We start from the raw sequence: 21,050 nt of genomic DNA, 5'->3' as shown, positions 1-21,050 counted from the left end.
AATGATGCGGCTGTTGAAGGCCCTGGTGGCTGCGCTCGCACTGGCGGCGTTGGTGGTCGGGCCGCCTTGGGCTCTGCTGGGCTACATCGGTAACCCGTGGCCAGCAGAGGGTGTCTCGCTCTCGGCGCCGATCACCGACGGCGCGATCATCGGGCTACTGGCTGTCGTCGTGTGGGTGCTCTGGGCGCAGCTGATCGTGTGCGTCGTGGTCGAGGCGATCGCAGCCCTCACCGATGACAGGATCACGTTGAAAGTCCCATTCACCCTGGGCGTCCAGCAGGATCTGGCCAGGCAGCTCGTCACGGCCGTCGTGGTCGCCTTCGTAGCCACGCCGGTCTGGGCAGGCCCCGCGGTACTGGCCCCTGGACAGACCCCCGGCCCGGAGCCCGCGCCGACGGCACCGACGACTTCCCTGCAGGTCGTCTCTGCGCACCATCGCGCCGGGGACCAGACAGATCAGCGCCTCGCCCGGGCTCCGGTTGCCCAGGCGGGACCCCACACCGGGACCCACACGGTCTCCGGGAGACAGCAGGGGCTTACCACCACAGTGACGGTGATGCGGCTGGACTCGTTGTGGTCGATCGCCGAGCGTCACCTTGGCGAGGGGGACAGGTGGCCAGAGATCGCCACGCTCAACGAAGGCCGCATCATGAACGACGGCACTGTGTTCCACGCAGCGAACCCGATCCGCCCCGGCTGGGTGCTGCTGATCCCCACTCTTGGCGGCAGCGCCCGACATGCCGAGGCGGTCATCGAGCGCGAGGAGATCGTGGTGAAGGGCGACACCCTCTCCGAGATCGCGCTCGAGGAGCTCGGGGACGCACAGGCCTACCCCGAGCTATTCGAGGCGAGCAAGGACATCGTTCAGCCCGGCGGGGTGCACCTGACCGACCCCGACCGGATCTTTCCCGGGTGGACGATCAAGATCCCCGGCCAACCCGCGCCCGCTGAGAACGAGACTCCGCCCCAGGTCAACAACCCCAAGCCGCCGCCGGAGGTCAGGACCCACCAGATTCCCCAGGGACCGGCTCATGACCAGGACGCCCCACAAGAGGTCGCACCGCACGAGGTCGCACCGCCAAACGCTGTGGACACGCCAGCTGCGGACCAACAGCCCGATGCCGCCCATGCCGCCAACCAGGACAGCGATGAGGGCGGCGTCAGTGCGCTGCACGCATTGCTGGCCACTGCCGCGTGCCTGTCGGTAGGCGCGTTGGGCCTGGTCGCTGCCAACCGGCGCCGCCAGTTCCGGCACCGCCGCATCGGGCGCACGATCGCCTCGATCCCCGAGAAGCTCGTGGATGTCGAGCAGACGATCATCGAGAGCGGGAGACAGGGTCAAGACGATGTCGTGTTCTTGGATCGGGCCCTGCGGCATGTGGGCGCCTCCTGCAAGGTCTCGCCATGCCCGCTGCCGCAATTAGGCGCGGCGGTGCTGGGTGCCGAGGACCTGACGCTGCTGTTCACTCACCCGGCCACCGGACAGGTGCCGGAAGGATGGTCGGCGACCGAGGACTCCCGCGCCTGGGTGCTCCCGCGGGAGACCTTCCTCGAACAGGATCTGGAAGCCCAGCCCGCACCATATCCGGCGCTGGTGAGCATCGGGCTGGACGAGGGCGGTCGTACCTGGCTGCTGGATCTGGAGACCCTGGGCATGTGCGGCATCGGGGGTGAGCCACAGCAGGTGGCTGACCTGGTGCGGTTCATGGTCGCCGAGCTGGCGGTCAACGCGTGGTCGGAGGGAAGCGAGGTGCTGCTGGCCGACCGGTTCGGTGCCGAGAGCCTCGGCCTCAACCCCGCCCGACTCCGCCAGGTCCAGCGCAGGGAGGCACTGACGCGCGCGGCGGTGCTGGCCGGAGAGATGGATGCGGTCGAGCAGAACCTAGGGGTTGAGGTGTTGGCTCGCCGCCGCGACGGGGTGGTGTTGGACTCCACGAACCCAGTGGTGGTCGTGGTCTCGTCGCCGCCGGGGGGCGAGTTCCTGGCCGACATCGCGCAGCGCGACCGGTCCCGGGTGGTGATCTTGTACGGCGACTCGGGAGGGAACTCGGGTGCAGGGGAGTCGGGTATGGGGGAGGAGGTCCCGGCGGTCGAGCTGGCTCCCGATGGGATGGCGTTCTTGCCGATGTGGGGCATCAGCGTGAAGGCCTTCAGCCTGCCGGCCACGCAGGCCCAGGTCATGGCGGAGCTGCTGGCCTCGACTCGCAGCCTCAAGGACGAGCCGGTGCCGGCCACGCGGTCCGATGACGGCCCGCTGGGCAAGTACGCCAAGGCTGACGGTTCGCTGCGCGAGGAGTACACCGGGCCCCGGCGCCGAGAGGGGGGTGATCCTTCCTCGATGCTGCCGGAGGCCGACGAGCTCTACCTGGCCACCGCGGCAACCACGGCCGAGGACTTGGCCGCGGTTGCGCCGAGCGTTCCCGAGGAGGTCCGCGCGGAGTTGGCCGACCTCGACCCGACCCTGGACCAGGATCTCGCCGACTGGCTGGACCACACCTCACCACGGCCGAAGGTGCATCTGTTGGGGCCCGTCGAGGTGACCGCACTGCACGGGGGCGACCCGGCCGCGATCGACAACGCCAAGGGAACGGTCTCCTTCATCGCCTACCTGGCCTGGCTGGAGAAGGGCGTCACCGGGGAGCGGGCCGCCGCGGAGTGTGGGTGGACGTCGGTCAAGACGGTTCAGAACCGCGGCACCAACGCACGCTTCCTGCTGGGTAAGCAGCCCGATGGCAGCGATTGGCTGCCGGACGCGGCGATGAGCTCTGGCGCGCAGCGGGGCACCAGCCCAACCTATGAGTTGCTGAAAGGTCCCGGTGGGGTGCTCAACAGCGCTGACCTGTTCGTGCGGTTGCGGCACCGTGCCCAGCGGCGCGGCGACGCCGGTTGTCAGGAGGACCTGGTCAGGGCGCTCTCGCTGGTCACCGGCGCTCCGTTCGAGGGCGCGACCGAGCACCGGTTCAAGTGGCTGACGAAGACGGGCCGCCCCGACGACATCTTGGCCGGGGCGATCCACGAGGTGGCCCATACCTTGGCGACGCGGGCCGTCGCCGAGGGCCGCATCGACCTGGTCCGGCTGGCCTGCGAGACGGCCCGGAGGGCGAACCCGAACGCAGACATCTCGTGGCTGGATCAGGCCGCGGCGACCGAGGCTGAGGCGGGTCGAGACGCCGCCAGCGAGCTCGTTCGTGAGCACGTCGTGGACCGCTACGACGAGGATCTGCCCGCGCGCTCGGAGACGGTCATCGAACAGCGTGAGTGGTGGGCCACCGGGTAGTCATCCGGCTCTACCACACCTACCGGCGGCCGCGTCTTTCCCAATGGTGAGACGCGGCCGCCACGTCACTTTGGGGTCTTCAGCCCCGGGTCTTCCAACATTCCTTGGACCGTTTTCGCCTATCCACCCGCGAGGCGCCAGAACCAACGCTGACCTGCGGGTTTGTCGTTCTGGTGAGCGTTCTGGTGAGCGGCCTGTGAGGGCCTTGGGTCGTTGGTGGCCGCAGTGGTGAGCGAGGTGGTGGGGGGTGGGTCCTGCAGTGGGCGCGTCCAGTTCGCCCACCGCCCCGGAGGATCGCCATGTCGGCCAGGACTCCCATCTCGACAGACCCCGACAACGACACGTTGTGGACCCCGCGGGGGGCCTGCGCCGATCGCCAGCGTGGTCGTCGCCGGCGCTCTCCAAGCCCCTTCGCCTCCTCGGTCCTCAGCAGCTTGACGGCGTCGGGGAGGTGGGCGCGGTGGCAGAGCATCGACCCGCGCCTGGAGGGGTTCGCCAGCCTCGAGGACGTGCACGATGCGTGGCGGCGTCGCGAGGCACGCTGCTATCTGGTCGTGGCGGGGCTGACTGCGCTGGGTTCGCGCCGCGGTGGCGATGACGACGACGCTGCCCTCGCTGTGACGGCGTTGCTCGACCCGGGTGCGCAGCGAGTGGCAACGAGCCTGCGAGACGTGTGCGAGGTCGACGATGTGCGTGCCGCGGTGTGGGAGGCAGTCAAGGCCGCCGAGCCCCAGCTGGGACCGTGTGCTGCCCGGTACCTTCTGCAACGCGCCCGACAGCAGCTCAGCCGACCGGGCGGCGGGATGGTGGCCCGGGTACCAGCGACGTCGCTGGAGCAGTGGCTCGGCGGTACGGGAGTCGACGGCCAGCGGCGTGGTGATTGGGGGGAGCCGCTGGCCGACCGTGACGCTGTGATCGCGTCGCCCCCGGTCGAGGACCCGGTCACCGACCTGGTCGACTTGCTGACCTGGGCGAGGGACGTCGGTGAGATCGACGCTGACGGCATTGACCTGCTCGTCGAGCTCTTGGCCGCCGAGAACGGCGGGCTGCCGCGTGAGGAGGCCCAGCGGATCGCCGGCGAACGCCGCGGTGTGGCGATGCGGACCGTCCGGCGGCGACGCGACTCCACTGTGGCCCGGTTGCGGGCCGCGATCCCGAGGTACTTGGCTGCGACCGCGTAGCCGATCGCGATCGAGTCGGTTTCGCAAGAACCTCGCCGCTCCCTGTCCGTTCCGGGCGGGAAGCAGTTGCTTGTCCCAGACATGAGCGAGCAGCCACACACCGTAGGCGCTGTCACCGAGCCGACTCCCGACGTCGTTGCGCGGCTGTTGGACATGGTGGCCGAGAACAGCGTCGAAGTCGCACTGACGGACATCGAGCGGATGATCGCGCGCCTGCGAACAGACGCCGAGGTAGCCGCCGAGGCGCGCGACATGCTGCGCACGATTCCCGCGGCAGTGCTGCGCGAAGCTCTTCGACTCCGGGCCGCTGCCCGGACCGAGGCCGCCCGATGACCACCACCACGGCTGCCGGAACCACGGCGACCGGAACCACGCCTCGGTACTCCACCCGCGAACTCCAGGCCGCGGCCGCCGCACTGGCCGCAGGCCGGTTCGCCACCACCCTGGCACCCGAGCGCCCCACGGGGGTGACCCGCGACGTGGCCGTCCCGCCACCCGATTCCTCCGCCACGGTTCCTCGTGTCTCGACCGGCGCTCTGGCGAACGGCGGTGCCCCCGGGGCGGATGCTGCCGCGTTGGGCACGTGGATGGTGCCGGGTCCGCTTGTGCGGGTGCGCGCGGCAAATGCCGGAGCCGGGGCCTCCACGATCACGCTCGCCCTGGCAGACGCTGCTGACGCGGCCGGTGCCCGCATCCGCGTGCTGGACGCGGCCGCCCCTGGCTGGTCGGGTCTGCTCGGGGCCACAGCCACCGAGTTGGGCGCAACCGACGGGTGGCGCCGAGGGCGTCGAGGCGCCGGTGTCGTGATCGACCGCGTCGAGGAGCCCATCGCAGTGCCCTCGGAGGTGCCCGCCCCGCGACCGCTCGACGGGATCGACCTGACGGTTCTCGACGCGGGCTGGTCGACGCGTGAGCTCGCCGCCGCCCACCCTCAGGCATGGATCGCATCGAGTCCGGTGCGGGCCGAAGTCCTGGTGACCCGACCGGGCGGGCTGGCGCTGAGCCAGGCCGAGGCGGCGCTGTCCGACCTCGAAGAGCTGGAGGACCTCGTGGTCGTCGACCGGGTTGTGGTGGTGGTGGTTGGCGCCTCCCGTTGGAGGGACCGCGACTTCACGATGGCCGGCCGGCACCTGCGCACTCTGCGAGACAAGGACGCCGTCCTATTCGCACCCCTGCTGTCCGCCAAGGCCCTGCCGGGCCTGGGCCCGGACCCGCTGCCCAAGCAGCTCACGACTCCAGCCCATCGCCTGCTGGAGCGGGTTACCACCATCACCGGACCGCTCACGGCAATCCGGACCTGAGAAGGAAAGAAGGAGAAACAATGTTGGTTGAAGCCATCTCCGAGGTCGCCACCCAGCTCGTGGTCGCGGGAAGCATCAAGGCCGAGGGCGTGGGCAACGTGTGCGCCCAAGCACCCACCGGGGTCAAGCCGTACGTCAACGACATCCTGGGCTGGGTCAAGTACGGCGTCATCGCCATCATCATCGGCGCCGGCTTCGCCTCGTCGGGAGCCCTGATCGTGGGCAAGTTCGGTCAGATGGGTCGGGCCGCGCAGATCGGTGCCTCCGGCTTGTTCTGGACCGTGATCGGCGCGGTCGCGTTCGTGACGATCTACGCGATTCTCAACGGCATCGTCGGGGATGGCTGCTGACATGTTCGACTGGACCCGACACGTCTACCAGACCCGACTGGTCGACCCTGACACCAAGTGGACCCGCCGACGCCTGCAGATCCTGCTGGCGGTCGTGGTGGGCGTCGCGTTCGCCCTTGTGGCGGGTGGCGTGTGGTCGATGGTCGGCCTGCTCACCGGGTCGCGGTCCGCTGAGGATGCTGGGTCCGGTTCACAGCAATCGGCACAGGACCGGCTGGCCGACCGGCAGCTGCCTGTGGCCCCGTTGGAGGCCGCACAGCCCGGCAGTCTGTCGTCTGGCCAGACCGGAACCCTCCAGATCCCGCCGCCGGTGGAGGTGGGAGATGTCGGGGTAGCGACCGGGTTCCCACGCACACCGGAAGGCGCGTTGGCGCAGCTTGCAGCGATCGACTCCACGGCGTTGTCATCGGCGTCGGTGCGCGTGGCTCAGGATGTCATCGCGGCCTGGGCGGTCCCGGGCGGTCCCACTACCGAGAGCTGGTCCGGGGTGCAGGCGGTGGCAGCGCTCCTGGAGTCGGCCGGGATGGCCTCGGAGGCACAGAACGCGATAACGATCAGCGTCGAGCCGAAGATGGGTTTCATCAAGGGCACCGTGGGCGATGACTTCGTGGTCCCGTGCATCGACTTCATCATCACGGCGACCACCCTCTCCTCTGGCACGGCGGGCCAGCCTGCGCAGGTCGCTGCCGCCGACTGTCAGCGCATGGTCTGGCAGCACGGCGCCACCGGGGGACGGTGGGTGATCGGGCCGGGAGAGGAGCCAGCGCCGGCTCCGTCGCTGTGGCCGGGCTCCCAGGCGTCCTTCGATGCCGGCTACCAATGGCTGGAGGTGCCCCAAACATGAGCACAAACATCATGAGCACAAGCCTGAGCGCAGACATGAGCGCAGACATGAGCACAGGCATGGGCGCAGCCGTGAACACGAAGGCCGTCGCCCGAATCGTCCCGATGATCGACCTCAACCCGCTGCGCTGGCTCGGCGACAAGGCCAAGGAGACGCTCGCCGACGGGTTCACGTCGATGATGATGGCGATCTGGTCCGGTGCCATGTGGCTGCTCAAGACCGCTTTCAGCCTCATCGACTCCTTCACCCCCAGCGTCGATGACCCCGACCTGGTCAAGCTGTACTCGGTTACCTTGTGGATCGCGCTGGTGATCGCGCTGGTGGTCGGGTTCGGCCAGATCGGCCTAGCGGTTCTTCGACAAGACGGTCGCGGGTTCGGCAACCTGGCCGCCGGGATCGTGCAGTACGGCGTGGTCTTGTCCTGTTGGGTCGGCGTCAGCGCCGGACTGATCACCGCGGCCTCCGGGCTGACCAAGAGCATCTTGAATACGCTGCTCGGGGTCGACAGCTTCTCCGGCTACGCCGCCGGAGACGGGTTCGTCGACACCGTCTCGGGGACGACACAGGCAGCCGTGCTGGGTATCTGTGGACTGTTCATCCTGATCCCCGCCGCCTTCGGGCACATGGTGATCATGATGGTGCGCTCGGCCGCGCTGCTGATCTTGGTGGCGACGATGCCGATCGCGGCCGCTGGGGCACTCTCCGAAGGCACGAAGTCGTGGATGTGGAAGTCGATCCGCTGGTTCCTGGCCTGCGTGCTGATGCAGCCACTCCTCGCGCTGGTGGTCGGGATGGGAACCCAGTTCGCGTGGGCCGGGATGCCAGACAACAAGGCGGGCGAAGGGGCACTGGGTTCGACGACGAGCAACATCGGCGTCTCGGTGGTCGGGTCGATCATCATGCTGGTGGCCTGCTTCATGCCGCTGGTGCTGTTCCGGATGCTGGCCTTCGTCGACCCGGGCACCGCCTCGGGTGTCTCGCTTCGTTCCACGATGGACGCCAACGGGAACCTCGCAGGCCTGCTGAATGGCAAGAGCGCAGCAGGGAAGGCTGCCGGGTCTGGTGCGGCGGGCGAGACCGCGACCGATGGGCGTACGACCTCGGAGAACGGAGCCGAGGCCCAGACCGCGAACCGGTTCCAGTCCTCGGGAGTCAAGGGGCTCGGCGGCACTCTCAGTGGTGGGGCTGGTGGCAGGGTCGGCGGGGCCATCAGCGGAGCGATGGAGAAGACCGGGAGGGTCGCTCAGCTGGGTGCGGCGATGAGCGTCGACGTGCTCGGCCAGTCCGGGATCGGCAACCAGGGCTACTACCCGGTCGAACACACACCCAAGCAGAGACGACATGGCCAGCAGGGGCAGCACGGCCAGGAGGGGCAGCAGCTGCGGCCGTTCAACGACACAAACGGCGACGGTGTCGCCAACGACATTCCCCCCGAGGCAATCGAAGCAGCTGAGTTGGCATGAGCGTGTACGGAGCATCAGCAACCCGAGACCGGCAGGCATGGCTGTTCGGGCTCACCGGCCCCCAGTTCTTCATGGTGCTGGCGGCCGGGTTCCCCACCTGGATGGCGATCGCCATCGGGCAGTGGGTCGCCCTGCTCGTCCTGCTCCCGCTGTGGATGATGGTCGGGCTTCTCGTCTGCCTGCCGATCCGTGGCCACTCGGCAGTCCAGTGGGTCGGCGTGCTGGTCCGGCACCTGGCCGGCGCAGCGTTCGGGTGGTCGCGGTTCCAGTCCAAGGCTGCCGCCGGTGACCTCGACTTGGGCGACGACGAGAACGTGGAGGACGCCGGTGAGGCGGACGACGCAGATCTGCCCGGGGTTCTGGTCGGAGTCCAGATCCACGACGGGCCACCGATGACCGGGCAGACCGCGCGGCCGGCGATCATTCAAGACCACGCCAACCGCACCTGGGCCGCGACAGCACGAGTCATCCATCCCGGCATCGGGATGAGCGACGACGCCGACCGATTCCGGATGGGTGCAGGGCTAACGGAGATGATGGAGGCCGCGACCGCAGGCAACCAGATCGACCTGATCGCTGTGCAGGTACGCACCATTCCCGACGACGGCACCGAGCGCGCGGAGTGGGTGCGTCACAACGCCCGGCCCGACGAGCCCGAGGTGTCAGCCCGGGTCAACGCCCAGCTCGAGGCGTTGACCGCTGGTGCGGCGGTGCGCCGTGAAGCGTTCGTCACCGTAGTGGTCCGCGAGGACGTCATCAACAAGGACGCCAAGCGCGCCGGTCGCGGGGTGATCGGCCGGGCCCGCATCCTGTACTCGCTGCTGGGCGAGATTGAGGCCCGGTTGACCGGGACGATCGGCTGCACGCGGGTGAACTGGCTGGATAGTGCTGAGCTGGCCGTGGCGATCCGCACCGGCTTCGAGCCGGGCGATGCGCCGGCACTCGCCGACGCGACGATCCACCATCGCGACGACCCCTCCATCGCGGCCGGCATGCCGGTCGCAGCCGCTGGCCCGACCAACGCCTCGACCGCGTTGCGGTCCTACCGGCACGGTGAGTGGGAGTCGGTGTCCTCCACGATCCTGCTGCCCCGCAAGGGCGCCCGGATGGGGGCACTGGCCCGGGTGCTGGTGCCCTCGCAACCCGGGGAGCGGCGGGCGTTGACGGTGTTCTACCGGCCGGTCTCCCAGCAGGCGGCCGACCGTGGCACAGGCCGCGCGCAGATGTCGGCGATGATGGCCGGGACTCTGCGGGAGAAGGCCGGCAAGGTCGAGCGCGCCAAGGACCGCCAATCGGTCGACACGCTGGCCGAGCGTGATCACAAGCTTGAGATGGGCCGGTCCTTGGTAAAGGTCTCCTCCGCGGTCTCGATCACCGTGCCCTCGGGATGGAACGTGCAGGACTTCGGCCGCCGGCTCGACGCCTCGATCCGAATCAGCGGGTTCACCCCGCTCCCACTCGACGGGGCGCATGACGCTGCGTTCGCCGTCGCCGCGATCCCGCTGGGGGTCGGCCTGCCGAAGCGGCGTCGCTAACCCGACAAGGCACACCGTCCCCCGGCCCCCGCTGGCCAAACAGCCCGGCCGTCAGATGTCCGATCTGAGGGCCGGGCCGTTGCTTGTCCCAGATATGACGAACGGCATGAAGCGCGCCATCGGACGGGGCATTGAACGCGGGATGGAGCGACCCGACGACACGGCGGGGTTGTGGTGAAACCCAACACCAAGAGGGCTGCCACCAGGATGGCCACCCAGACCCGCCGCCGCAGCGGCAACGCCCGACCGGGGTCGCGGACGATCGACGATCTGCTGGCTGACTTCGGGACCACGATGCCGCGCAAGTTCGCGCCCCCGTCGGCGCCGCCGGCGGACAAGCTGTTCCCGAACTCGGTCAAGGCCCACGGTGTAAGGCGTCCGGGGCACGGGTGGGCGCCGACGATCCCGCCGCTGGCCGGCTACCAGATGACCTCGGAGGAGACCCCGGTCATGTGGCCCCTGATCTCCGGCGACGGGCTCCCGCCCTGGGGGGCGGAGATGGGCTACGACGTGCTGTCGGGTGGGAAGTTCTACTGCGACCCGATGAATTGGGTGCTCGACGACTCGATCCCGGTCACCAATCCCAACATCTTTATCTTCGGCAAGCCGGGCCGTGGCAAGTCGGCGACCGTCAAGGCGTTCATGCTGCGGATGATCCGGTACGGCTACCGATCCCTGGTGCTCGGCGATGTCAAGGACGAGTACGAGGACCTCTCGAAGTTCCTCGGCGTCGACCCTTTCCGGATCGGCCCCGGTCTGCCGGGACGGATCAACCCGCTAGACCTCGGCGCCCTCGGGGTGGACTGGGAGAAGCAGACCGCCGAAGAGCAGGAGAAGCGGGCCTCGATCATCTTCAATCGCTGGCTCATGCTGATCCGGGGTCTGGTCGGCTCCCAAGGGGTGACGTTCACCCCGACAGAGGAGACCGTGATCAACGAGGTCCTTCAGGACCTGACGGGTTGGGCAGTCGGCGCATCGCGTCTCAGTCCGGTCACGATCCCGCAGGTATGGGCAGCGCTCCACTCGCCCACCAAGGAACTGGTTAGCAACAACCGCTACGAAGACCCCCAGGCCTTCTACAACGGGACCCGGCCGCTCCGCGACGCCCTTGGAGCCCTCTGCAAGGGCTCGCTTCAGGGCATGTTCGACGCCGAGTCCACCTTCCAGCCGGACTGGCGAGCACCGATCCAGACGTTGTCGCTGCGCTCGCTGCACGCGACGGGCAACAAGGTGGCGGTCGGCATCGCCTTGATGTGTCTCAACTCGTGGGGCCAGGGGATCCGCGAAGCCGCCGCGGCTGGTGACCGTCGGATCGTGCTGCGTGATGAGGCGTGGCTCCAGACCCGTCTCTCGCTCGAGGCGGTCGAGGCACTCGACGCCAACCTGCGGCTGTCCCGCACCGAGGGCGACATCCAGATCGTCACTTACCACAAGCCGTCGGACCCGCTGTCGGCCGGCGACCAGGGCAGCCAGGCGGCCCAGATCGCCAAGGACCTGCTCAGCCTCTCCGACGTCCGCATCCTGATGGGCCAAGACGAGTCGGTCGCCGACGAGCTCGGCCGCTTGATGGGGCTCTCACAAATGCAACAAGGCGTCATCACCAACTGGGCGATGCAGGAGAAGGGCCGTGCCCTATGGATGGTCGGCGACCAGCGGTACAAGGTGCAGACGCTGCTCACCCCGCTTGAACGTCGGCTGACGTACACCAACGACGCGATCGACGCGAACCTATGAATGTTCGTCGCATTTCTGACGGTTCGTCAGCGAGAGTGAACATCCTTGGCGGGCCCCGGCGGGGTGCGGGGTCGTGAAGAAGTCGTTCCTGTTGGGTCTGCCCTTGGTGTTGATCTGTCCGCTGATCCTGCTTGTGCTGGGCATGGGCAGCGCGAACATAGAGGCCGTCCGGGCGGCTTGTGCCACGGCGGTGAGCCAAGGCACTGGTGGGTCGTTCGGGATCGGCACGCTCAACTGGCGCGGCGCGTCGCACTACTCGAGTAACCCCCACCCCGGGGAGCGGCCCTACGCCGAGCGGGTGCCGAACATGGTCGCCAAGATCGGTGCGTCGGGGGCCTCGATCATCGGGTTTCAGGAGTTCGAGCCGCAGCAGGCGAAGGCGTTCCTGGAGGCCACTGACGGCGCGTGGGCGATTGTGAAGGGGAAGAACGGCAGCGGCGAGCCGGCGACGGCGAACGCGATCGCCTATCAGCCGGGCGTCTGGGCGGTTGTGGAGGTGCGGTACGTGTCGATCCGCTACGGCAGGCCCATGATCAAGATCCCACTGGTGCGGTTCACTTCCACGTCGGGTGGGGGGACGGGTCTGGGGTCTATCTGGGTGCTCAACACCCACAACCCCGCCGGTGCCGTCGGCGGCACTAAGGCGATGCGCGCTGCCGCGGTGCGCGCCGAGGCCACAGCCCTTCAGCACCTGCAGACCTCCGAACCGGGCATGCCGCTGTTCCTGACCGGTGACATGAACGACAAGACCAGGTTCAAGCGCCTGTTCTTGTCGCTGGCCTCGGGCTGGTCGCCGGCCAACCCCACTGATCAGCAGATCGACTGGATCATGGGCAGCCCCGCCGCCATCTTCTCCGGCACGGTCGTGGACCAGAGCACCAACGACGGGGCACACGACTACACCGACCACCCGTTCGTCCACACCACCGCACAACTGGCCACCGGCACCACCGACGGCGAACCCGGCACCGCTGGCGCGGCCGAGCAGGGGCGGTCTGGCAGCGGGACTGTGCTCGGCCAGATGCCGACGGAGATCGCAGCGTCGCCTGGTGGACCTGTCACCGGCAGCATCACCATCGCCAGCGCGAACTTCAAGTGGGCAGCCGAGAAGGGCCTGCACGCGATCAACGGCGCTGCGCACCCCGATTTCATCACTCTCAATGAGATCTGGACGTACCCCACCGCGAAGCTCTCGGGCATCCTGCCCGGATACGGCGCCTACAAGGACCCGGCCAAGACGGGCGACGGCAACACCAGCCAGTCGATCAACAACGCCATCATGTGGCGCACCGAAGCCTGGACGATGCTCGACGGCGGCCGCGTGAAGATCGTCGACAAGGACCAGACGGTCTTCAACGGCAAGAACGTCCAGTGGGACCGCTATGCGACCTGGGGATCATTCCAGCGGAACACCGACGGCGCCGTGGTCTCGGTGATCGCCACCCACCAGATGACCAACGCCTACCGAGTCCGCCGACAGTGGGGCAACCCGCCGATGACCCGGCCCGAACAGTACGGCCTCGGCATGGACTACCTGATCGACCTGACCAACGTCCTGGCCCCCTACGGGCCGGTCCTGCTCGGCGGCGACATGAACTCCCACCCCGATGACGGACCCAACGCCGCCGCGCCCCGGATGGAGGCAGCGGGGTTCAACTGGACCAAGGACTCCGGCGTCATCTACCAGTTCTACAAGGCCCCAGTGGCCGCGCAGCGGACGTGGGAGCTGAGCACGTCTGCCGTGGGTTCTGACCACCCCGCCTTGCTGACCACGCTGGCGATGAACGACGCCGGCCCCGGCTCCAGCACCCCGACCGGGCAAGAGTCCTCCGGATGCCCGCCGTGCCCGGACTTCGGAAACCTCGGCACGGTCCTGCTCCAAAACGTCTCCACACCCGGGAACACGAACGCTGCTCAGACGGCGGCGGCGGTCGCTTACCAGGCAGGGTTCCGTGGCGAGGACCTGGTGACCGCGGTGGCGATCGCCGGGGTGGAGTCGACCTGGAACCCCCAGGCCACCAACGGAAGCCACTTCGGCCTGTGGCAGATCTCCGCCCAGCACAAGGGCAAGGTCGCCGGGGGGAACACGCGCGAGGACATCTTCGACCCGCTCCTCAACGCCCGGTACGCCTTCGCCCTCTACTCCGCGCGCCCGGGATCAGGCGAGGCGAAGTTCGCCGACTGGATCCCGTTCGAGAAGACCGACTACCACCAGTTCCTCGACCAAGCCCGGCAGGCCGTCGCCGCCACGGCAGGCGGCGCGAGCAGCAGCAACACCGCCTGCACTGCGTCGCCGATCCAGGTCGCCGGCGAACTCTCCGCCGCGCTGTCGGCCCGCGTCGACGTCATGCTCAAGACCCCGAACGGGCTGTGTCAACTGTCGTGGACCAGCGCAGCTCCATGCACCTACAAGAACCAATGCCCCAAGGTCGTCGACGCCGTCTACGGAGGCCCCGGTGTCGGCCGTGGCTACGGCAACGGTGAAGACGTGGCTCAAGGCATCATCAACGCCGGGCTGGCCCAGGCCCACGGCACCGGGCTCGACCCGCTCCCGCCGGCGGGTGCGGTGATCTCCTACAACCGCGGCGACGGCCGCGGGCACGTGGCGATCTACGTCGGGAACGGCAAGATCTTCGGCAACGACTACGGATGCGCCGCGAACGGGGTCTACGGCTGCGTGGGGTTCGCCGATGTCCACGCCCCGGCCGGGTCGGTGACCTGGGCGCTGCCCAAGCAGGCCTTTGACCTCGGCGGGATGCCCGCCGCGGCCGCGTAGCCAAGCCTCGGCCCGCAACCGCCCCGAGCCGACAGTTGCTTGCTCGATGGTGTCCGATCGGAGTCCGTGCCGGTTGCTTGTCCCGGGCATGGACGTACGCATCGGCATCACACCGGACGGGCGCAGCGCCGGGTTCAACACCTACAGTGACCTGCCGCTTCTCCTGGTCGGCGACGCCGGGCGCGGCAAGACGACGATCGCACGCTACCTGACCCGATGGTGGCTGGCCGACATCACACGGCATGCGCACGTGTACGCCCCTGTCACCATCGAGTGGGCAGACCTGCGCTGCGAGCGCCTCCCGGTCGAAGACGTGGTCGACCTGGTCGACCCGGTCGGCCGGGACGGTCGGCCGGAAGACTGCCTGATCGTGGTCGACGGCATCGACACCCTCTGCGAGAACCAGCTCGCGCTCGCCGCACCGGGCGCTCCCCACGTGATCTGGACCTCCCACGGCGACCTCAGCCTGACGACGCGACTCCGCGCCGCCGGCGCGCTCAGGTGCCTGGGCCTGGTCCGTCGCGAGCATGCCGACGCGGCCGAAGCTGCGGTTCTGGAAGGACAGGGCCGTCTGGACTGGCCGATCGGCACGATCGCCGTCATTCCCGATCAGCGGGGCCTAATGGACTTCCCGCGCCACCGGTGGCAGGCATCCGTCCCCACCAACAGCACCTACACCTGTTGGCGGGCGGTGGCGCGGTGAGCATGGAGCGGTCCCGGCGCGCCCGATTCACCAACATGGCCCCCTCGACGGGGGAGTTCACCGTGGCCGTCCTCGTGGCCGGGGTCTTCTTCGTCCTGATCACCCCGCTGGTCGTCCAAGGCATCGCCGGCTGGGCGACATCGGGAAACCTCGCCTGGCCCGACGGTCGGCTGCTGGAGGCTTACGGCGGGCTGCTGCGCGGGCACTTCGGGGCGGGCCTCCCGCATCGCGCCGCCAACGAACTGCCCGCAGATGCAGTGATGTGGGCATTGACCCTCATCGGGGAGGTTGTGGTGCTGGCTGCCGCGGTCGTCGTCGGGATGTGGATGCGCGAGATGACCGGGTCCGGCTCCCGGCACGGTCTGGCCACCGCGGCGCATGCCGCCGAGGCGCTCGGGATCGTGCCGCTGCGCCGACGCGCCGATCAGATCCGGCCGGACCTCTACGCGACCCGGGCGTTGCGTCGAGAGCAACTAGTTCCCGGAAGAAGGGGAAGGAACCCAAGGGTGGCTCTGAAGAGCATGGCTCCGGAGCACGTGAGGCCCCACGAGGTGGGCTGGCGGCTCGGCCGCGCCGGACGAAGCGGCCCGGACCTGTGGGTGCCGTTCGACCGGACGACCTGCGTCATCGGACCCCAGGGGTCGGGCAAGACGCTGGATCTGCTGGTGCCCGCGCTCCTGGACGCTCCCGGCGGTGCACTGGTGACCCTGACCAAGCCCGAGGACCTGTTCCTCACCCGCGAAGCCCGGCAGCAAGGCACCGGGGGCGGCCTAAGGCCGGTCGCGGTCCTGGACCCGTTCAATCTCGCCCCTGGCACCCCCGAACTGGTGTGGGATCCGATCGCGGGGTGTGAGGAATCGATGCTGGCCGAGCGGCGGGCGAAAGCGTTCGCTGCCGGCACCATCAAGGGCGCCACCGCCCAGTCCTCCGATCAGGCGGCCCGGTTCTACGCCGGGGAGTGCGCCAAGGTGCTGCAGGCCTACTTCCACGCGGCAGCGATCGCCAGGATCGGGTTGGAGGAGGTGCTGATGTGGGTCTCCAGCCCGCGCGAATACCCCCAGGCCGAGGAGATCTTGCGCACCCACCCCGCTGCGGAGCCGCTGTGGGACGGCCTGCTGCGCGGCGCGCTGTACGGCGACGAGCGCACGGCCGGGAACACCATCACCACCGTCCAACAGTCGATGGCGCTGTTCTTCCAGCGCTCCATCCGGGAGCGTTGCGTGCCCTCAGCGACCCGGCCGGCCACCGACATCGAAGCGCTGATCAAGGCCGGAGGAACCATCTACCTGCTCGGCAGAGACGACCCGTACGCGAGCGCGTCGCCGCTGATGACCGCGGTCACCGAGCAGATCCTGGACTCCGCCAAGCGACTGGGGGAGACCTCACCCCACGGGCGGTTGTGCCCTCCGTTCCTGGCGTGCTTGGACGAGCTGCCCTCCACGGCGCCCATCCCAACCTTGTCAACCCGGATGGCCAACGAGCGCGCCTTGGGACTCTCGTTCATTCTGGCCGCGCAGACCTGGCGCCAGTTCGTCGTCGGCTACGGCGAGGATGAGGCCCGCACCATCTACGGGCTGTCGAACAACCTGATCGTCTTCGGTGGCGGCAAGGACATCCGCTTCTACCAAGAGCTCTCGGACCTGATCGGCTCGACCAGCCACACCGAGATGCGCTACTCGGCCCGTGGCCACGAACTCTTCGGGCTGATGGACCGGTCCTGGGACCAGCGCCGGGTGCCGATCCTCGAACCGGCCGAACTGCGCCGCATCGAGCAGCGCAAGGCCCTGGTCCTGTCCGAGACCTACGACCCGATCGTCGCGACCCTGCACCGCTGCATCGACGGCAGGCGCGGCAAGGAGCTACTGGCCGCACAGAACCACTCCCGCGGCATGGCCCGAGGCCAGGTGACCGACCCCGAGCCCACCAGCCCAGGCGCAGCCGCGCCCCTGACCCCGGTCGAGACCGTGGCACGGACCCGGCAGCGCCTCGGGATGCCGAAGTGGGCCAGAGGAAAGTAGAGGGGAGGAGCCCGCATGACGACACCGACAACTCTGACGACACCGGGCTTCACAGGCCACCCCTCGGAGGTGGTCGCCCGCCGCCCTGGAAGTGCCACGCCGACCGGGAACGGGATGATGCCGCCGGCGGGGCTGATGGTGCGTCCCTTCCCCGAACCCGGTCCGACCATCCGCACCGCGATGGAGCAGCTGCAGCAGGCCACGATCGAGCCACCGGGAGACGAGGAGGAGCTGCGCGAACTCGCGCAGATGCCACGCCCCTGGGACCCGGGAACCTGTAGCGGGAAGATGCGCGCGGAACTGTGGGCGTGGCTGGACCTGGTCGCGATGTGGGTCAACGAGCAGCACCTATGGAACGTGACCCGGCCCGGGATCCCCGAGTGCTGGCCCGCGCACCCCCATCTGGTGCACGACCTGGCGGTCCTGGCGTGCAGCCGCTATTACACCAGCTTCGCCGTCTCCCCGGCCGCTCTGGAGGACTGGCACCGCTACGGCCTCCCCGGGTTCCTCGAGCGGCTGCGCGACCGGCTCGGCGACGGGTGCCAGCCGAGCAAGCACCAACCTCGGCCGCGGCGCGAGCGCGACGAGAGCCACGCCTCCACGCGCGCGCGCCGTGACCGCCAGCAGCGTTACCGCGACGACGCCGACCAGGCCGGCGAGCTCGCCACGGTCGTCGATGCGCCCGGCGATACCAGACGCGACCCTGACGACCTTCACGAGAGGTGGTAGCAGCGATGACCACAGCAGACAGCAGCAGTCGGCGACTCCGGCTCGTCGCCGAGCAGCACGCCCGCGACTTGGAACCGGCCACACCGGGCGCAGACGAGTTGAGCGTCCAGCAGGCCGCGGCATTCGCGGCTCTGGTCGCGGGTGCGAACCAGTCGGTTCTCGAGCGCACGCTGGAGGAGATGAATACCGCCCAGCTTCGAGAGCTCGCGATCGCGCTCGCCACCCAGGTCAATGCCGCCGAAAGCGCGACCGGCGAGGTGGCCGACGTCGGCCCGGACGGCGTGTGTGCGCTCGCGGTCGCCACTGCTGCCCAGGCTTTCGGCACCACCCGTGCTGCAGTTCTCAGCGCTGACCGCCACCGGGCGGTGACCGACGCGCGCGCAGTCGCGATGACCGCGGCTCGTCGTGGCGGCCTGACCCTGCCCGCGATCGCGTCGTACTTCGGCAAGGACCACACCAGCGTCATGTACGCGCAGAACAAGGTCGCCAACAACCCGCGACTCAACGCCGTGTGCACCCCCATCGTCAACCAGCTTGAGCAGCACTACGCGAACCCCACAGGTGTTCTCCGGGAGGAAGATCTCCTCGGCCGGTCGAGCGGACACAGCACGATCCTGCAGCTGGCCGCCCTCGACCAGGCCCGCAACGACACCCTTCACCGGCGTGACGAAGACACGCAACGGCCAGCCGTCGCGACCGCACCCACCAGGGGAGGAGGGTGAAGGGCGGAATGCTTAGCCGGGACAAGCAGCAACTGCTGGCCACGCTGGGCGCCGGCATGGCAGCCGACGCGCTCCTCGACCGGCTCCGTGAGCGCGCCACCATGGAAGGCGGACGTTCGGCGCCCCAAGACGGCTGCTGGGTCTCCTACAACCGCAATGCGGTCTGGCTCGAAGACCACACCGGCTTCTCCGAGGCGATGCAGGCGGCAGGCAACGACAAGGATGCCTGACGACGGATCAGGCCGAAGATCGTATTGAAGGTGACTTGGGCCGGAGCCGCAGCGTACGGCGCGAGCCTGCCACAGGCATTGCGCACCGAGATGGAGACGTTGCGTCGCATCGAGCGCGACGAGAACCGCAACTGGAGCGAGTTCAGCGGTGCGCGCGGAGGCTGGCCATGGCGCCGACGCTTCGACTCAGACGAAGAACATCAGGTTGCCCAAGCCGAGTGGGACGAGACCTACGACAAGCATCTCGTCGCATTGCGTGAGGTATGGGAGCACCAGAGAGTCGCGATCGCTCGGGCGCTCCCGCTCACCGTCAGCGACGAGCCCGTCGATCTGCTCGAGCTCCTCGACCAGCAACCAGCGGGACCTGACGTGCCGAGCCAGGCCTCGGCCAGATCCGCAGGCATGCAGGCGAACGCACTCCGCGCCACGGCCGCCGCGCCGACACCGACGGTGGAACCGGCAGAAGGACTCTTCGCACTCTCGATTACCGATCCGAGGATCGGCCGTTGGAGTCCCCGACCATGACCGCGCTGACAGTGTCGGCGCCGACCTCTGCGTTGGCTCCACTAGTCGTCGGCCGTCTCTCAGATCGTGGTTGGTGGTGGTAGCACCCGTACCGTCGGCGCGACCGTGGGGTCCTGGGATGCTGTGGTGGGGTCGGTCCTGAAGATCGGGTCGAGCGTGGACGCGACGTGGGCCATCTGCTCATCGAGGTCCCCCTCGCTGATGCCTTCCATGCCCTCCTTGCGTCGCCAGGCTGCCCACTTCGCCTGACCGACGGCCCCGTAGCCCTCGATCGCATCTGCGATGGGTTGGAGGTCCACGCCACGGTGGCGGGCGACGGCTTCGGCGGAGCGCCGCAGTTCGTGGGGATCCAGTTCCTGGGTGTTGGTCAGTCGCACGATGTCGACGTAGTCGCGCCAGCGGGTGCTGGTGATGCCTCGTTCGAGGATCGTGACGCCCTTCTCGGCGATGATCGTCTCGGGGGCGTACCCCCACATTTCGATGTCAGCTCCCATCACTCGCGGGACGCGCACGCGTCGCGGCGACGGGACAATGGGGTCACCGGTAGAGATGTCCCAGGAGATCTGACAGGTCTGGGTGCCGAGCCTGGCCTTCACCCGGACGCGCAGGCCCGGGTAGTCGTCGTGCTCGCGGATCTCCTGCACGCTCAGGGAGGCAAGGTCGAAGAGTAGGCCGTCGTCGGCGTCGACCTCGGACAGGTCGCGCACGACCTGCGCGAGGTGCTCTGCTGACACATCGGCACTGACCGCCTCGGCGTCGACGTCCTTGGTGGGTCGACGAACGTCGTACGCGGCGAGCAGGATGCCTCCTTTCAGCACGAAGTCGTTGGCGTGGTCGGTTCGCGTGAGCCGGTCCATGAAGGATTCGAGTGCATGCCGCGTCAGGAGTTCGGAGGTGGGTGCGGGTCGCCCTTGTGTGTCGGCGATGGAGCGGGCCTGCCGTTGGATCTGGCCGAAGACCTCGTCGCCGTCTCTCACGACAGCAGTTCCAGCGCGTGCAGAATCGGACGCTTGGCCCGGGGCAGCCTTGATGCGATCGCCATGAGTTCGGCGGGCTTTCCGCCTTGCCGCAGCCACTCGCGAAGAGCGTCGCGGCCGATCTCGTAGCCCAGGTCCCCACGCAGCCGGAAGGCGTCCGCGATGCAGCGCGCCGGCGAGTAGATGCCGATGGTGAGCTCGGTGCCGGGGATCGTGGTCTCGGTGCGTCCGAGCTCGAAGGTCTCGGCTGCGAAGTGATGCCAGGCGATGGCCGAGGTGGTGGCAGGTGCCCGGGTTCCTCTCGGGATGGCGATGTCCAAGGCGGCGGGGATGGTGTCGGTGAGGTCGTAGTGAGCCAGCGCGGAGGTCAAGCAGATGGTTGCCTCCGGTCGTCGAGCGGCGGCCTCGATCCAATCGAAGTCGGCAGGCGGGGCGTCGGCAGGCCGGTAGATCCCTCGGGCGATACGGTCGAACTCGCCCGCCCGGATGGCGCGGTACAGCGCACTGCGGGACATGCCGAGGTCTCCGGCGTGTTTGGCATGCAGGGTCTCCATCGCTCCCCCTTGGTTCAGTTCGTACACACGTAATCATAGCTGTAAACGATTTGTTCCGCGCGCACTACGGCGTACGACCAAGCTAGGACAGGACCTGGAGAGCCCCAGCGAACGCTCAGATCGCTTCCACG

At 68.6% G+C, this 21,050-nt stretch carries 18 protein-coding genes; 16 read left to right on the top strand and 2 right to left on the bottom strand.

The features are described 5' to 3' along the window. Position 1: 1 nt before the first annotated feature. The 16 genes from PD653B2_RS01605 (at position 2) to PD653B2_RS01530 (ending at position 19,388) form a co-directional block, all read left to right on the top strand. Positions 2-3,277 (top strand): LysM peptidoglycan-binding domain-containing protein, encoded by a 3,276-nt coding sequence (locus PD653B2_RS01605; protein ID WP_085870564.1) that lies wholly within the window; start codon positions 2-4, stop codon positions 3,275-3,277. 911 nt (positions 3,278-4,188) lie between these two features. After that, positions 4,189-4,458, top strand: coding sequence for a hypothetical protein (locus PD653B2_RS25520; protein WP_242665084.1), 270 nt, complete (start codon positions 4,189-4,191; stop codon positions 4,456-4,458). 81 nt (positions 4,459-4,539) lie between these two features. Further along, the gene (locus PD653B2_RS01595) at positions 4,540-4,791 is read left to right on the top strand and encodes a hypothetical protein (RefSeq protein ID WP_085870562.1); all 252 of its coding nucleotides are present in this window, start codon (positions 4,540-4,542) and stop codon (positions 4,789-4,791) included. Next, positions 4,788-5,759 (top strand): hypothetical protein, encoded by a 972-nt coding sequence (locus PD653B2_RS01590; protein WP_085870561.1) that lies wholly within the window; start codon positions 4,788-4,790, stop codon positions 5,757-5,759. The genes PD653B2_RS01595 and PD653B2_RS01590 overlap by 4 nt, the downstream gene beginning before the upstream one ends. 20 nt (positions 5,760-5,779) lie before the next feature. Continuing rightward, entirely contained in the window at positions 5,780-6,109 is a 330-nt protein-coding gene (locus tag PD653B2_RS01585) for a hypothetical protein (RefSeq protein ID WP_085870560.1), read from the top strand. Between the two features lies 1 nt (position 6,110). Further along, positions 6,111-6,953 (top strand): hypothetical protein, encoded by an 843-nt coding sequence (locus PD653B2_RS01580; protein WP_085870659.1) that lies wholly within the window; start codon positions 6,111-6,113, stop codon positions 6,951-6,953. Further along, complete coding sequence (locus tag PD653B2_RS01575) at positions 6,890-8,416, top strand: type IV secretion system protein (protein WP_242665083.1); 1,527 nt, start codon at positions 6,890-6,892, stop codon at positions 8,414-8,416. The genes PD653B2_RS01580 and PD653B2_RS01575 overlap by 64 nt, the downstream gene beginning before the upstream one ends. Beyond that, entirely contained in the window at positions 8,413-9,951 is a 1,539-nt protein-coding gene (locus tag PD653B2_RS01570; RefSeq protein ID WP_085870559.1) for an SCO6880 family protein, read from the top strand. Before PD653B2_RS01575 ends, PD653B2_RS01570 begins: the two co-directional genes overlap by 4 nt. 498 nt (positions 9,952-10,449) lie before the next feature. Continuing rightward, positions 10,450-11,685: an ATP-binding protein gene (locus tag PD653B2_RS01565; RefSeq protein ID WP_242665082.1), complete on the top strand. Its 1,236-nt coding sequence runs from the start codon at positions 10,450-10,452 to the stop codon at positions 11,683-11,685. 73 nt (positions 11,686-11,758) lie between these two features. Next, positions 11,759-14,461 carry an endonuclease/exonuclease/phosphatase family protein gene (locus PD653B2_RS01560; protein ID WP_207559283.1) on the top strand — a complete coding sequence of 901 codons (2,703 nt, stop codon included), beginning with the start codon at positions 11,759-11,761 and terminating at the stop codon, positions 14,459-14,461. Between the two features lie 88 nt (positions 14,462-14,549). Continuing rightward, positions 14,550-15,164 carry a hypothetical protein gene (locus PD653B2_RS01555; RefSeq protein ID WP_085870557.1) on the top strand — a complete coding sequence of 205 codons (615 nt, stop codon included), beginning with the start codon at positions 14,550-14,552 and terminating at the stop codon, positions 15,162-15,164. 62 nt (positions 15,165-15,226) lie between these two features. After that, complete coding sequence (locus PD653B2_RS01545; protein WP_242665081.1) at positions 15,227-17,182, top strand: type IV secretory system conjugative DNA transfer family protein; 1,956 nt, start codon at positions 15,227-15,229, stop codon at positions 17,180-17,182. A 15-nt stretch (positions 17,183-17,197) separates the two neighbouring features. After that, positions 17,198-17,911: a hypothetical protein gene (locus PD653B2_RS01540; protein ID WP_085870556.1), complete on the top strand. Its 714-nt coding sequence runs from the start codon at positions 17,198-17,200 to the stop codon at positions 17,909-17,911. 5 nt (positions 17,912-17,916) lie between these two features. Beyond that, positions 17,917-18,633 carry a helix-turn-helix domain-containing protein gene (locus PD653B2_RS01535; RefSeq protein WP_085870555.1) on the top strand — a complete coding sequence of 239 codons (717 nt, stop codon included), beginning with the start codon at positions 17,917-17,919 and terminating at the stop codon, positions 18,631-18,633. Next, the gene (locus tag PD653B2_RS25290) at positions 18,630-18,863 is read left to right on the top strand and encodes a hypothetical protein (protein WP_207559284.1); all 234 of its coding nucleotides are present in this window, start codon (positions 18,630-18,632) and stop codon (positions 18,861-18,863) included. The genes PD653B2_RS01535 and PD653B2_RS25290 overlap by 4 nt, the downstream gene beginning before the upstream one ends. Before the next feature lie 30 nt (positions 18,864-18,893). After that, positions 18,894-19,388, top strand: coding sequence for a hypothetical protein (locus PD653B2_RS01530; protein WP_207559285.1), 495 nt, complete (start codon positions 18,894-18,896; stop codon positions 19,386-19,388). A 59-nt stretch (positions 19,389-19,447) separates the two neighbouring features. Here the strand turns inward: PD653B2_RS01530 and PD653B2_RS01525 are convergent, their stop codons facing one another. Next, entirely contained in the window at positions 19,448-20,464 is a 1,017-nt protein-coding gene (locus PD653B2_RS01525) for a nucleotidyl transferase AbiEii/AbiGii toxin family protein (protein WP_242665080.1), read from the bottom strand. Continuing rightward, a complete protein-coding gene (locus tag PD653B2_RS01520; protein ID WP_242665079.1) occupies positions 20,362-20,946 on the bottom strand; it encodes a type IV toxin-antitoxin system AbiEi family antitoxin domain-containing protein in 585 nt (194 codons plus the stop codon). Before PD653B2_RS01520 ends, PD653B2_RS01525 begins: the two co-directional genes overlap by 103 nt. Between the last annotated feature and the right edge of the window lie 104 nt (positions 20,947-21,050).

Source organism: Nocardioides sp. PD653-B2, assembly GCF_002117935.1.
Lineage (GTDB): Bacteria > Actinomycetota > Actinomycetes > Propionibacteriales > Nocardioidaceae > Nocardioides.
The sequence above is the reverse complement of the archived record's forward strand: the minus strand, read 5'-3'. Positions and strand labels throughout refer to the sequence as shown.